This is a genomic window from Ruegeria sp. HKCCD6647-2, assembly GCF_057221075.1.
In genome coordinates this window covers 357,164-370,858 of record NZ_JBWVBD010000005.1, presented here as the reverse complement: position 1 = coordinate 370,858, position 13,695 = coordinate 357,164, and the positions used below count along the sequence as shown (strand labels likewise).

Annotated in this window: 13 protein-coding genes; 7 read left to right on the top strand and 6 right to left on the bottom strand. The window is 59.7% G+C overall.

The features are described 5' to 3' along the window. Nucleotide 1 precedes the first annotated feature (1 nt). A complete protein-coding gene (gene moaA, locus AC2TDJ_RS15710) occupies nt 2–1,009 on the bottom strand; it encodes a GTP 3',8-cyclase MoaA (protein ID WP_480843528.1) in 1,008 nt (335 codons plus the stop codon). A 90-nt stretch (nt 1,010–1,099) separates the two neighbouring features. Here moaA and AC2TDJ_RS15705 point away from each other — a divergent pair, with 90 nt between their 5' ends. Next, nucleotides 1,100–1,516: a hypothetical protein gene (locus AC2TDJ_RS15705; protein ID WP_480843526.1), complete on the top strand. Its 417-nt coding sequence runs from the start codon at nt 1,100–1,102 to the stop codon at nt 1,514–1,516. On the opposite strand, the gene AC2TDJ_RS15700 is transcribed toward AC2TDJ_RS15705, so the two are convergent. From AC2TDJ_RS15700 to glmU, 4 genes are read right to left on the bottom strand one after another with little or no spacing between them, the layout of a single operon-like run. Then, a complete protein-coding gene (locus AC2TDJ_RS15700; RefSeq protein ID WP_480843524.1) occupies nt 1,504–2,193 on the bottom strand; it encodes a DNA alkylation repair protein in 690 nt (229 codons plus the stop codon). The two genes, AC2TDJ_RS15705 and AC2TDJ_RS15700, sit on opposite strands and share 13 nt — an antisense overlap. Further along, nucleotides 2,193–2,735 carry a pyridoxamine 5'-phosphate oxidase family protein gene (locus AC2TDJ_RS15695; RefSeq protein WP_480843522.1) on the bottom strand — a complete coding sequence of 181 codons (543 nt, stop codon included), beginning with the start codon at nt 2,733–2,735 and terminating at the stop codon, nt 2,193–2,195. The genes AC2TDJ_RS15700 and AC2TDJ_RS15695 overlap by 1 nt, the downstream gene beginning before the upstream one ends. A gap of 3 nt (nt 2,736–2,738) precedes the next feature. Then, nucleotides 2,739–4,562, bottom strand: a complete 1,824-nt coding sequence (gene glmS, locus AC2TDJ_RS15690; protein ID WP_480843521.1) for a glutamine--fructose-6-phosphate transaminase (isomerizing) — start codon at nt 4,560–4,562, stop codon at nt 2,739–2,741. 3 nt (nt 4,563–4,565) lie between these two features. Beyond that, nucleotides 4,566–5,921, bottom strand: coding sequence for a bifunctional UDP-N-acetylglucosamine diphosphorylase/glucosamine-1-phosphate N-acetyltransferase GlmU (gene glmU / locus AC2TDJ_RS15685; RefSeq protein WP_480843519.1), 1,356 nt, complete (start codon nt 5,919–5,921; stop codon nt 4,566–4,568). Nucleotides 5,922–6,053: 132 nt separating this feature from the next. Here glmU and AC2TDJ_RS15680 point away from each other — a divergent pair, with 132 nt between their 5' ends. The 3 genes from AC2TDJ_RS15680 (at nt 6,054) to AC2TDJ_RS15670 (ending at nt 9,286) form a co-directional block, all read left to right on the top strand. Further along, a complete protein-coding gene (locus AC2TDJ_RS15680; protein WP_480843517.1) occupies nt 6,054–6,725 on the top strand; it encodes an HAD-IA family hydrolase in 672 nt (223 codons plus the stop codon). Between the two features lie 39 nt (nt 6,726–6,764). Next, entirely contained in the window at nt 6,765–7,955 is a 1,191-nt protein-coding gene (locus tag AC2TDJ_RS15675) for a DegT/DnrJ/EryC1/StrS family aminotransferase (protein ID WP_480843516.1), read from the top strand. Nucleotides 7,956–8,122: 167 nt separating this feature from the next. Next, complete coding sequence (locus AC2TDJ_RS15670) at nt 8,123–9,286, top strand: isovaleryl-CoA dehydrogenase (RefSeq protein ID WP_480843514.1); 1,164 nt, start codon at nt 8,123–8,125, stop codon at nt 9,284–9,286. Between the two features lie 51 nt (nt 9,287–9,337). Here the strand turns inward: AC2TDJ_RS15670 and AC2TDJ_RS15665 are convergent, their stop codons facing one another. Then, a complete protein-coding gene (locus tag AC2TDJ_RS15665) occupies nt 9,338–9,943 on the bottom strand; it encodes an OmpW/AlkL family protein (RefSeq protein WP_480843672.1) in 606 nt (201 codons plus the stop codon). Nucleotides 9,944–10,079: 136 nt separating this feature from the next. On the opposite strand from AC2TDJ_RS15665, the gene AC2TDJ_RS15660 reads away from it, so the two are divergent. From AC2TDJ_RS15660 to AC2TDJ_RS15650, 3 genes are read left to right on the top strand one after another with little or no spacing between them, the layout of a single operon-like run. Beyond that, nucleotides 10,080–11,606, top strand: a complete 1,527-nt coding sequence (locus AC2TDJ_RS15660; RefSeq protein WP_480843512.1) for an AMP-binding protein — start codon at nt 10,080–10,082, stop codon at nt 11,604–11,606. Next, entirely contained in the window at nt 11,603–12,085 is a 483-nt protein-coding gene (locus AC2TDJ_RS15655; RefSeq protein ID WP_480843511.1) for a DUF4365 domain-containing protein, read from the top strand. The genes AC2TDJ_RS15660 and AC2TDJ_RS15655 overlap by 4 nt, the downstream gene beginning before the upstream one ends. 1 nt (nt 12,086) lies before the next feature. Continuing rightward, nucleotides 12,087–13,694 carry a carboxyl transferase domain-containing protein gene (locus AC2TDJ_RS15650; protein ID WP_480843509.1) on the top strand — a complete coding sequence of 536 codons (1,608 nt, stop codon included), beginning with the start codon at nt 12,087–12,089 and terminating at the stop codon, nt 13,692–13,694. Nucleotide 13,695 lies beyond the last annotated feature (1 nt).

Sequence of the window (13,695 nt, the reverse complement as noted above, 5' to 3'; positions counted from 1 at the left end):
GTCAGCCGCCCGTGTGGCTCATGTGGCGTGTCATCTGACCATCGACAGCTTGGCGGGAATAGTCGAAATCATGTCCTTTGGGCTTGAGGCTGATGGCTGCGCGGATCGCGTCTTCCAGTGGTTCTTCCGTGTCCGGGTGATCGCGCAGCGCGCCGCGCAGGTCGGCCATGTCCTCTTGCCCCAGGCACATATACAGCTCACCCGTGCAGGTCAGGCGCACCCGGTTGCAGCTTTCGCAGAAATTATGGCTGAGCGGTGTGATGAAGCCGATCTTCTGGCCCGTTTCGCCAAGCCGGACATAGCGCGCCGGCCCGCCTGTACGTTCGGCCAGATCAGTCACGCTGTAGTGGTTTTCGTATTCCTTGCGCACATCCTTGAGCGACCAGTATTGATCCAGACGGTCTTCGTTGCCGATATCGCCCATCGGCATGACCTCGATCCATGTCAGATCCATGTCTCGCTCGGCACACCATTCGGTAATGCGCGGCAGTTCCACTTCGTTGAAACCTTTCAGCGCGACCGTGTTGATCTTGACCCGAAGGCCGGCTTGTTGGGCGGCATCGATACCGTTCAACACCTGCTTGAGGCGGCCCCAGCGGGTAATCTTGGCGAACTTGTCTTCATCCAATGTATCAAGCGAAACATTCACCCTTCGGACGCCGGCGGCATACAGATCATCTGAGAAGCGATGCAACTGCGAGCCGTTGGTCGTGAGCGTCAGTTCTTTGAGCGCGCCGGTTTCGAGGTGCCGCGTCATGCTGTTGAAAAAGGTCATGATATTGCGACGCACCAAGGGCTCTCCGCCGGTGATGCGCAGCTTCTCGACACCGAGGCGAATGAAGGTGGAGCACATGCGATCCAGTTCTTCCAGCGTCAGCAGGTCTTTCTTGGGCAGAAAGGTCATATTTTCCGACATGCAATAGACACAGCGGAAGTCGCAGCGGTCCGTGACGGAGACGCGTAGATAGGTGATGGCGCGGGCAAACGGGTCGATAAGCGGTGCTGTCATGGCTCATAGGTAAATCGGCAACCCCGCAGCGGCAAGGGCGAACTGTGCTTTGGGCTGGTACAGATGGGCGCAGGGCGCTACGTATCACGCATGAGATATGCGCTGATACCTCTGATCTTACTTGTATCGGGATGCGATGCGGTCCGCTCAACCTCGGATCGATGGTTCGGAGGAGCCGATCCGCAGCCTGAACCTGCACCCGTTTCTGCTGAGGCCGAGCCCGAGGCGCAGCCGGCGGCCGTTTCTGAGGCAGGATGGGTCGGGCCAAGAACCACAATTGCCGGGCTGGGGGATCCGACAACGCCGGGCCGGTGGTTGCAGACGCCGTTGGTTGAAAGTGAAATCAACGGGCGAGTGGTCGTGCCCAAGACCGGCGCACAGGCTTATGTGACACTGGTGCCCGCAGCCGGACCGGCCGGGGGCGGTAGTCGCTTGTCGCTGGAGGCGATGCGCGCCTTGTTGCTGCCATTTGACGAGCTGGTTGAGCTTGAGGTCTATTCCAACTGATCGCGCAGGTATTTGCCGGCTTCTTTCCGGGCAAAGGGTTTCATGTCGCCGCCGTGCTGGTTCAGGAAAGAAATCACGCGCGCGGGGTCGTGTTTTGAAAGCTCGCGCAACCACCAGGCAACCGCCTTTTGAATGAACCAGTCCCGGTCGGGGACATAACCTGCTGCCCAACCCAATATGCGGTCGCGACGCAGCAGGTCGTCGGGCTTGGGATGGTTTTGCTTGGTCCACGGCAGGGTGGCCACCAAAGCAGCGCGCCGGGTCCACATGCGATCGGAGGTTGTCCAGGTTTCAACCTGATCCAAACGGGTCGGGTCCGCAGTCAGTCGTTTCTGCATGGCCATGCAGGCGTGATCGGCCACCGCCCAAGCGTCGAAATCAGGTAGCCAGCTTTGAAGTTGATCCCAGACTGCGTCGTCGGGTCTGATGCGCGCCTGTGTCAGCAGTTTGGCTGCGGCCAGCCGGCCTTCGTGGATGTCCGTTTGCCACAGAGCCCCGGCCAATGTCACCCGGTCGGGCACGGACAGTTCCCGGCGCCATGCCTTTGTCAGATCGTTCAAAATGGGATTCGAGACACCCAAAAATGGACGCTCGGCTTTGTGATACGCGGCCATCTGCACCGCCCGTTCCGGGTCGGCATGTGCCTTGATCTGATCCAGGTAAGTGTCCGGTGTCATCAGACGGAAACCCCGGTGGGTTTGCCATCGATGGTGTATTGGTTCTTCTCAACCCAATAGGCACGAATATCGTCGTCCGACTTGCCGTCGACCCATTTCTGCATTGTGTCCCGGTCTGCCCTGTACTCCATGAACGGCACCGCATAGCCGCACGAAGTCTGCACTAGGTCTATGGACATATCGTAGATTTGTCGCGCGCTGCGGTGGCCGGGGAAATGCCCGGCGAGCTCCGCCCAAACATCATCGGTGGCGTGGATCGTCCGAGCGGACCCATAGGTGCGCAGGATCAGCGGTCGGGTTGTGAACGAGCACCACATCAGCGTCATACGGTTGACTTCAAGCAGATGCCCCGCAGTTTCATTGCCGCTGCCCGTCAGGTTCATCCATGCAATTCTGTTCGGTCCCAGAACGCGCAATGAATCCATGCCCTTAGGGGAAATATTGACCCGCCCGTCGGATCCCGCGGTTCCAACAAAGAACATGTGCTGTTCTTGGATGAACTTGCGATGGGCATCATCCAGTTCCGGGAATTGCTTGGCCATTTCTCACTCCACCGTCACGGATTTTGCAAGGTTGCGGGGCTGATCCACGTCCGTGCCTTTAGCGACGGCCGTGTGGTAGGCCAGCAACTGAGCCGGCACCGAATACAGGATCGGGGTCAGGTTGTGGTGGATATGCGGCATCCGGATCGTGCTCCAGACGCCGTCTTCAGCTTGCGAGATACCGTCATCATCCGAAACTAGGATCACTTTGCCCTTGCGCGCCATTACTTCTTGCATGTTCGACACCGTTTTGTCGAAGACCGCGTCGCGCGGCGCCATGACGACAACCGGCATATGCTTGTCTATCAGGGCGATGGGACCGTGCTTCAGCTCGCCCGAAGCATAGCCTTCGGCGTGTATATAGCTGATTTCTTTCAATTTCAGTGCGCCTTCCATCGCCAGCGGATACATCAGGCCACGCCCGAGGAACAGGACGTCGCGCGCCTCGGACAGGCGCTGGGCCGATTTCTTTATGGCACGGTTCTGGTCCAGCGCGGTGTTCAGAACCGAAGGCAGTCCGCGCAGGGCAGCCGCGTGATCAGCCAGTTCCTCATCGGTCAGAGTGCCCCGGTCACAGGCGGCCTTGAGCGCCAGCATCAGCAAGACGCTGAGCTGGCAGGTGAACGCCTTGGTCGACGCCACGCCGATTTCTACACCCGCATGAATAGGCAGGGCAATATCGCTTTCCCGTGCAATCGAGCTTTCAGGTACATTCACGACCGAGACGATCTTGTCCGCTTTGCCTTCGCAATACCGAAGGGCTGCCAATGTGTCCGCCGTTTCGCCGGACTGGCTGACGAACAGGGCCAGCGTGCGGCTGGGGATCGGCGGTTCGCGGTAACGGAACTCGCTGGCGATATCGACTTCGACCGGCATTTTCGCGAGCTGTTCGAACCAGTATTTGGCGGTCAGGCAGGCATAGAACGCGGTGCCACACGCCACCATGGTCAGGCGATCCAGTTTGGCGAAATCAAGATCGGTGTCCGGTAGCACAACCTTGTTGCCGCCTGTCGGCAGGTAGGAGCGGACCGCCTCGGCCACTACAACGGGCTGCTCGGCGATTTCCTTGGCCATGAAGTGTTTGTGGCCGCCCTTGTCGGTGCGCGTCTGATCCAGTTTGATCCGGCGGATTTCACGATTGGCGATTTCGCCGGCTTCGTTGCGAATTTCCAGCGAGGTGCGCGTCAGAACCGCTCGGTCGCCTTCTTCCAGATAGGTGATGCGGTCGGTAAGCGGTGCCAGGGCAATAGCGTCCGACCCCACGAACATTTCGCCGTCGCCGTGACCGACTGCCAGAGGGGAGCCCTTTCGCGCCGCAACGATCAGGTCATCCTCACCATCGAACAGAAAGGCCAGCGCGAAGGCGCCCTCCAGGCGGTCGATCGTCTTGAATGCTGCATCGACAGGGGACAGGCCGGCGCCCATGTAATGCTCGGTCAACAGAGCGACGGTTTCGGTATCTGTCTCGGTCTCGAACCCGTTTCCATGTCCGGCCAGTTCGTCGCGCAGTTCGCGGTAATTCTCGACAATACCGTTATGCACGACAGCGACCGGTCCGGCCTTGTGAGGATGGGCGTTATTGACCGAGGGCGCGCCGTGCGTCGCCCAGCGGGTGTGGCCGATGCCGGATTTGCCGGGCAAGGGTTCATGCACCAGCAAATCGCTGAGGTTGACCAGTTTGCCAACCGCGCGCCGTCGTCCAAGCTGACCTTTGTTAACTGTCGCGATGCCTGCGCTGTCGTATCCACGGTATTCCAGCCGTTTCAGTGACTCGACCAAAATCGGGGCTGCTTCGTGCTGTCCCAATACGCCTACAATTCCACACATAAATCAGGCTCCTTTGTCTCGGCGAGCCTTTTTCGCCTTTAACACTTCAAACAATTTCCGAGCATAACCGGGTTTGTTGTCCTGCCGGGCGCGGGCCACGGCAAGGGCATCGGGTTCGACATCCCGTGTGACAACCGTGCCGGTTGCAGTCATTGCGCCATTACCCAGCGTTACAGGGGCAACCAGCATCGTGTTGGATCCTACAAAGACACCTTCGCCGATGGTCGTTTTGTGCTTCATCACCCCATCGTAATTGCAGGTGATGGTACCAGCGCCGATATTTGTCGCTGCGCCAACGGTGGCGTCCCCGATATAGCTCAGATGATTGACCTTGGCGCCTTCGGCGATCTCGGCGTTTTTGATTTCGACAAAGTTACCAATGCGCGCGTTTTCGGCCAGCTCGGTGCCGGGGCGCAGCCGCGCATAGGGGCCGACGATGGCACCGCGGCTGACATGGCACCCTTCGAGATGGGAAAATGCCCGGATCGTGGCGCCACTTTCGACGGTGACTCCGGGACCGAATACAACGTTGGGTTCGATCACGGTGTCGCGGCCAATCACTGTATCTGCCGCCAGGTAAACCGTTTCAGGGGCCATCAGGGTTACGCCCAGATCAAGCAGCTCAGCGCGCGCACGGTTCTGGAAAACAGCGTCGGCAGCGGCAAGATCAGCGCGTGAGTCAACGCCCAAGGTCTCTGCCTCGTCGCACTTGATGGCTGTGGCGGAAAGCCCGCGGGCATTGGCCAAAGCGGGTAGTGCGGTCAGATAATACTCGCCCGACGCGTTTTCATTGCTGACCTGATCAATCAGATCGAACAGCAGAGTCGCGTCACAGGCCAAGAGCCCACTGTTGGTAAACCGAATGGCGCGCTGTTCCTCGGTGGCGTCCTTGTATTCCACAATCTCGACCAGACGGTCGCCATCCATGATCAAACGGCCATAGCGAGGTTGGACCTCGGCGATGTCAAATCCCAGCATGACCAGATCGAATGACTTTCGGGCTTCGACCATGCGCTGCAAGGTTTCGGGATCGATGAATGGCGTGTCACCGAAAAGAACGATCACGTCGCCGCTGAACCCCTCCAGAGCGGCGCGTGTTTGTGCAACGGCATGTGCGGTGCCCAGTTGCTCCTCTTGCACGACAATCTGTGCGGTTTCATCCTCGTCCCGAACGGCTTTGGCCACCATTTCGGCCCCGTGGCCCGTGACAATCACCGTGCGCTCGGGCGACAGAACGGCACCGGCGCGCATGGCATGGATCAGCATCGGTGCCTGGGCAATCGGGTGCAGGACCTTTGGGATTTCCGAATTCATCCTGGTGCCTTTTCCGGCTGCAAGGATGACAAGGGCAATACTCATGAACTCGTTTTCTCTTTTGTTTTGTTGCCGACCGTTTTATCCGCTGGGGGCAAAGGCGCAAGCGGTTCAGCCATCAAAGAAGATTGCCGTTTGCAACAGTACTTGGCGGAAACTCGCCGGAACGGAGGCAGAATGCGCACGGTGATCTTTGATCTTGACGGAACTTTGGCGGACACTTCGGGCGATTTATTGGCCGCTGCCAATCATTGTTTCCGGCACATGGGTCATGGTGATGTTCTGAACCGTCCACAGGACGCGGCGGTCGCTTTGCGCGGTGGGCGCATGATGCTGGCGCACGGGCTGGAAAGGGTAGGGGCCTTTGCCGAGGACACCGTCGCCGACTACTATCCGGTATTACTGGATGCCTACGCGCAGGCCATCGATACGCACACGCAATTCTATCCCGGCGCACTTGAGGCGGTTGAGGCCCTGAAAGCCGCTGGGTACGGTGTAGGCATCTGCACGAACAAGCCCGAAGCCCTTGCCGATCTGCTGCTGACCCGCATGGGCGTGCGTGACCAGTTCTCCTCGCTGGTGGGGGCGGACACATTGCCTGTCCGTAAACCCGACCCTGAGCCCCTGCGTGAAGCCGCACGGCGTGCCGGAGGGCACCCCGAGCATTGCGTATTGATCGGCGATTCCGACACCGACCGAAACACGGCGCGCGCGGCCGGCGTGCCATCGGTGTTGGTCACATTTGGCCCGTCAGGCGAGGATATGGCCGCGTTGGAACCCGAGGCGTTGCTGCATCATTTCGACGATCTCGCAGAATTGGTGCCCGGTCTTATCGGTGCCGCCGCATGATCCCTTGACCCTGCTTCGACGCGGCTCCAAAACTACGCCATGACCGAGACATTCACGGGTAGCTTTACCCAGCAGGAACCCATCCCCGACGAGGCAATCGAAGCCGCTTTGGCAGTAATGCGCCATGGACGGTTGCATCGCTACAATGTGGCGCCGGGCGAATTGGGCGAAACGGCATTGCTGGAACAGGAATTTGCCGCGCAGATGGGCGCGAAATACTGTCTGGCAGTTGCTTCCGGGGGCTATGCATTGGCGACAGCTTTGCGGGCGGTTGGGGTGCAACCCGGCGATCCGGTTCTGACCAACGCGTTTACGCTTGCACCTGTTCCGGGGGCGATCGCCTCGATCGGGGCCAAGCCGATATTCGTTGGGGTCGCCGAGGACCTGACCATCGATCTGGACGATCTTGCGGCTAAACTGCATTCGGCGCGGGTCCTGATGCTCAGCCACATGCGCGGGCATTTGTGCGATATGGATCGGCTGATGCAGATCTGCAATGCGGCGGGCGTCGTCGTGATCGAGGATTGTGCGCACACGATGGGGGCTGCGTGGCGCGGGCAATTGTCGGGTCGGCAGGGGGCGATCGGGTGCTATTCCTGCCAGACCTACAAACATGTCAACTCGGGCGAGGGGGGGCTTCTGGTCACCGACGACGAGGAACTGGCCGCGAAAGCAACCATGCTGTCGGGGTCCTACATGCTGTATGAGCGTCACCTTGCGGCGCCTGGACCCGAGGTTTTCGAGCGGATCAAATATACCACTCCCAACGTTTCAGGTCGCATGGACAACCTGCGCGCAGCCATCCTGCGCCCGCAACTTCGAGATCTCGACCGGCAGGTTCGCCGCTGGAACGAACGCTATGTCGAAATCGAAAAAGGCTTGCGCGGCACGCCGGGTCTGACGATAGTCGAGCGCCCCGAGACCGAAACCTACGTCGGCTCGTCCATCCAGTTTTTGCTGCTGGACTGGCCCCCGGAACGTATCGCAGACGTGATCCGCCGCTGCGCGGCCCGCGGGGTTGAACTGAAATGGTTCGGCGGGGCCGAGCCGACCGGGTTCACCTCACGCTATGACAGCTGGCGGTATGCAGACAGCGAGCGGATGCCATCGAGCGACCGGGTGCTGGCAGGGATCATGGATATGCGGGTGCCGCTGACGTTTTCGCTGGAAGACTGTCAGGTGATCGCGCGCATCATTCGGGCGGAAGTGGGCACCGTCTACCAATCATAATCCAGCGGAGTGCGCCTGCGGCGCACGCTCTATTGTCTGAAATACCGTTCCGGGAGGAGCGGTATTTTTTTGTATTTGCCCCGTCCTCCACAAAGATTGACCGTTTGAGGATTCGCTGCTATTCAGTTATTGAACACTTGTTCATTAAAATGCGAGGGAGAGCGCAAATGTTCATGGCGACGATGCAATTTGATCTGGGTGAGGACGTGAACGCCCTGCGCGAGATGGTTCATCGCTGGGCGCAGGAACGGGTCAAGCCGATGGCGGCCGAAATCGACTCTTCGAACGCTTTTCCCAACGAGCTGTGGAAGGAAATGGGCGACCTTGGCCTTTTGGGCATCACCGTGCCGGAAAAGTTCGGCGGCGCGGGTATGTCCTATCTGGCACATTCGGTCGCCGTGGAAGAGGTGGCGCGGGCTTCGGCCTCGGTTTCATTGTCTTACGGGGCGCATTCGAATCTCTGCGTGAACCAGATCAAGCTGAACGGAAATGACGAGCAGAAGCAGAAATACCTGCCGCGCCTGATCTCGGGTGAGCATGTGGGAGCGTTGGCCATGTCGGAACCATCGGCCGGTTCTGATGTCGTGTCGATGAAGCTTCGCGCTGAAAAGCGCAACGACCACTACAGGCTGAACGGCAACAAATACTGGATCACCAATGGGCCGGATGCGGATACGCTGGTGGTTTATGCCAAGACCGACCCAGATGCTGGCTCGAAAGGGATCACCGCCTTCCTGATCGAGAAAGAGATGAAGGGCTTCTCGACTTCACCCCATTTCGACAAGTTGGGGATGCGCGGTTCCAACACGGCCGAACTGATATTTGAAGACGTCGAAGTCCCGTTCGAAAACGTGCTGGGCGAAGAAGGCAAGGGCGTTGCCGTTCTGATGTCTGGTCTGGACTATGAGCGCGTCGTGCTGGCGGGGATCGGCACCGGGATCATGGCAGCCTGTCTGGATGAGGTGATGCCATATCTGGCCGAGCGCAAACAGTTCGGCAAACCTATCGGAAGCTTTCAGCTGATGCAGGGCAAGATCGCGGACATGTACACGGCGATGAACTCGGCGCGGGCTTATGTCTACGAGGTCGCCAAGGCCTGTGATCGGGGGGATGTCACCCGTCAGGACGCAGCGGCGTGCTGTCTTTATGCGTCCGAGCAGGCGATGGTTCAGGCTCATCAGGCCGTTCAGGCGCTGGGCGGAGCAGGTTTCCTGTCCGACGCGCCGGTCAGCCGTATCTTCCGGGATGCCAAGCTCATGGAAATAGGTGCAGGCACCAGCGAGATCCGCCGGATGCTGATCGGTCGGGAAATGATGAACGAAATGCGCTGAGAAAAGAACGCCCCGCAGACGATGGTGCTGCGAGGCGTTTCGATCAAGGGATCAGAAGCGATGAACGTAGGATACGCCGACCAGCCACGGATCGATCTCGGCCTTGCCGATGTTCGCGCCGTTCAGCGTGACATCCGAGTCGATGTCGAACCAGCGCACGTTCAGACGCACGGCACCTTTTTCGGTGACCATATAGTCCAGACCGGCTTGCAGCGAGACGCCAAAGGAATCATCAACCTTCAGATCGCCCAGAGGGGACTGTTCGTCAAAGAAGATCGTGTAGTTCAGGCCGGCGCCGACATAGGGTTTCCACGCACTGTTGGTCGGGAAGTGATAGTTCAGCGACAAGGTCGGCGGCAAATGCTTGACACTGCCCGCGTCGATGCTGCCACCAAGTGTGATGTCATGCTTGAAAGGGGTCGCGGCCAGCAGCTCGATCCCCAGGTTGTCGCGGATGAAATACTCGGCGGTGAAGATCGGCCGGGTGTCCGAGTCGATGGTCGCGTTGGCGCCTGCCAAAGTGCCGTTGTCGGATTTCGGGTCCAGGTAACCGACACCGATGCCGAGCGTCCAGTCACCCTGCGACTGGGCCAGCGCCGGCGCGGCGACTGCGACAAGAGCGGTGGAAAGTGTCAAAGCGGCGAGTTTTTTGGTCATATTCATGCCTTTGCTTCTGTTGATATGGACCTTTTGACCGTCATCGCTCCAGCCAACTCTGATCTGCATCAAAAAACGTTGAAATCCGAGCCACCCAATCCTGTTCAAATTGGCTTAAAAACAAGGGGTTGGGGGCATGATGCGCACTGAACGCATACCCGGTTTGCTCGGCACGGGTGGCTGGGATGTGCCGGTACAGCTGAACATGGCGCGCCAGTGCCTGAACCAACCTGCCGAACAAGTGGCTCTGATCGACCTCACGTCGGAGGAAAACCGGCGTATCACTTATGGTCAGTTGGGCCGGATGACTGACGGAATCGCGCGGGCGCTTTTGGCAAGGGCGCGGCGCGGCGATCGCGTGGGTGTGTTGCTCAGCCAGTCGCCGTGGTGTGCCGCGGCCCATTTGGCGATCTGGAAGATCGGGGCAATCTCGGTCCCGTTATTCAAGTTGTTCAAGCACGACGCCCTGGCCTCGCGTGTTGGGGATTCCGGTGCGCAAATTGTTTTGACGGATGGCGAGGGCGCTGCTTTGCTGGGCGATCTGGCGGACCCTCTGTTGGTTGATCAAATCGCAGAGGCCACAGACACAATCCCATACGCCGATACAGGGCCAGAGGATCCGGCCGTGCTGATCTACACCTCGGGCACAACGGGCAGCCCCAAGGGGGCGCTGCACGGGCACCGGGTTCTGACCGGTCACTTGCCGGGCGTGTCCATCAGCCACAATCACCTACGTGAGGGCGATTGCCTTTGGACGCCGGCGGACTGGGCCTGGATCGGCGGGCTGTTCGACGTGCTGATGCCCGGGCTGGCGCTGGGCATTCCGGTCGTCGCCGCCCGGCTCGAGAAGTTTTCGCCCGATACCTGTGCCGACGTGATCCGACGCGGCGGGGTGCGCAACGTTTTTTTTCCTCCGACAGCGCTGCGCATGCTCAAGGCGGCGGATCAGACGATACCGGGGTTGCGCTCGGTCGCATCGGGTGGTGAGCCGCTTGGGGCCGAGATGCTGGCCTGGGGACGGCAGGCGTTTGGCCTGACCATCAACGAATTCTACGGCCAGACCGAATGCAATATGGTCGTCTCATCCTGTACCGAGGATTTTCCGGTGCGCCCCGGCTGTATCGGCAAACCCGTTCCGGGCCACGAGGTTGCTGTGATCGATGAAGACGGCGCGCCAACGACAGACGAGGGCGATGTGGCCATCCGGCGCGGCTCGGCTTCGATGTTGCTGGAATACTGGAACCGGCCCGAGGCGACAGCCGGGAAATTTCGCGGTGACTGGCTGATCACCGGGGACCGAGGCGTATGGGAGGGGGACTATCTGCGGTTTGTGGGTCGTGATGATGACGTGATCACCTCGGCCGGTTATCGCATTGGCCCGGCAGAGATCGAGGATTGCCTGCTGACCCACCCGGCGGTGGCGACGGTGGGCGTGGTTGGCAAGCCTGACCCGCTGCGGACCGAGATCGTCAAGGCTTACGTGGTTCTGAAGCCGGGAGCGCAGGCTTCTGGTCAGGAGTTGCAGGATTGGGTCAAGGACCGCCTGGCGCAGTATTCCTATCCGCGCGAGGTGGCGTTTCTGGAGGAACTGCCGATGACGGTTACGGGGAAGGTGATCCGCAAGGAATTGAAGGCGCGGGCGGCAGAGGAGAGACCGTCATGAGTTTTCGAAACTCCGCGTCATTTGGAAAGCGAATTGAGTACTGGGTAATCGGCCTGTTGCTAAAGGATGGTTTCGACGTTTTCGTCCCGCTTGTGGATGACGATGGGATTGACGCGATCATCAGAGGCAAGGAAGGGCAAAAACTCGACTTGCAAATCAAAGCGCGGTCAAAACAAGTGAAATTTGGATCCTCCGCACTTTTTGGTGTGGGGCAGTCGCATCCGGTTGAGCGCCAAGGATACTACTTTCTGTTCTATTCTGAACGCCTCGATGAAACGTGGCTCATGACATCGACCGACTTCATAGAGAATTGCGTGACTACATCTTCAGGCAAGAACGCGGGGCATCGAAGTATTTGGATGAATGGGCGGTCCAGAGTCAGAAACGAGGAATTCCCAAACCCAAGATTCGATGCCTGGCGAATTACCAAACAGGGCCAACACGATTTTTCGCAGCTAAGAATAGCGCTGGGAGAGTAAAATGAAACTCACATCCAAAGCCATGCCCGCCTCAGAGGGCTTCAAGGCAAACCGCACGGCTCATCTCGATGCGCTGGCGCAAATCTCTGCCGCTGCCGAAGCGGCCCGCATGGGCGGGGGCGAAAAATCCCGCGCGCGGCATGAATCACGGGGCAAGATGCTGCCTCGTCGGCGGGTGGCGAACCTGCTGGATCCGGGATCTCCGTTCCTCGAAATCGGGGCGACAGCGGCTCATGGGATGTATGGCGATGCCGCGCCTTGTGCCGGGGTGATCGCGGGCATTGGCCGCGTACAGGGGCGCGAAGTCATGGTGCTGTGCAACGATGCCACCGTGAAGGGCGGCACGTATTATCCCATGACCGTCAAGAAACACCTGCGCGCACAGGAGATTGCCGAGGAAAATCATCTGCCCTGCATCTATCTGGTTGACAGCGGCGGCGCGAACCTGCCCAATCAGGATGAGGTCTTTCCCGACCGCGATCACTTTGGCCGCATATTCTACAATCAGGCGCGGATGAGCGCGAAGGGTATCCCTCAGATCGCTGTGGTGATGGGGTCGTGCACGGCTGGAGGGGCCTATGTTCCTGCGATGTCGGATGTGACGATCATCGTCAGGGAACAGGGCACGATTTTTCTGGCCGGTCCACCTTTGGTCAAGGCCGCGACCGGTGAAGTCGTCAGCGCCGAGGATCTGGGCGGCGGCGACGTCCATACCCGCCTGTCCGGTGTGGCGGATTATCTGGCCGAGGATGACGCCCACGCGCTGGCATTGGCCCGTCGTGCGGTTGGCTCGCTGGGCGGCGCTGCGCTGAAGCCCGCGCTTCAGTTCGAAACGCCCGAAGATCCCGCTTATGACCCCGAGGAAATTCTGGGCGTCGTCCCGGCCGATTTGCGCACGCCTTATGACATTCGCGAGGTCATCGCACGGCTTGTCGATGGCTCACGCTTTGATGAATTCAAGCCGCGCTTTGGTGAAACTCTGGTGACCGGGTTTGCCCATGTCAAAGGTTGTCCGGTGGGGATTATCGCCAACAATGGCGTGCTGTTTTCCGAAGCCGCGCAGAAGGGCGCGCATTTTGTCGAGCTGTGTTCGCAGCGCAAAACGCCGCTGGTGTTCCTTCAGAACATCACCGGCTTTATGGTTGGCCGCAAATACGAAAACGAGGGCATCGCGCGGCACGGGGCCAAAATGGTGACGGCGGTCGCAACGACCTCGGTGCCCAAAATCACGATGCTGGTCGGCGGGTCCTTCGGTGCCGGGAACTATGGCATGGCGGGACGGGCCTATCAGCCGCGTTTCCTGTGGACCTGGCCAAACTCGCGCATCTCAGTGATGGGCGGTGAGCAGGCCGCCGGCGTTTTGGCCACCGTCAAACGCGATGGCATCGAGCGGCAGGGCGGCACTTGGTCCGTCGAGGAAGAAGCTGAGTTCAAACGCCCGACGCTGGAGATGTTCGAGGAACAGTCGCACCCCCTCTATGCATCCGCCCGCCTTTGGGACGACGGCATCATCGACCCGCGCAAAAGCCGCGACGTACTGGCCCTGTCGCTAAGCGCGGCGTTGAACGCCCCGATCGAGGAGACACGTTTCGGCGTGTTCAGGATGTGAG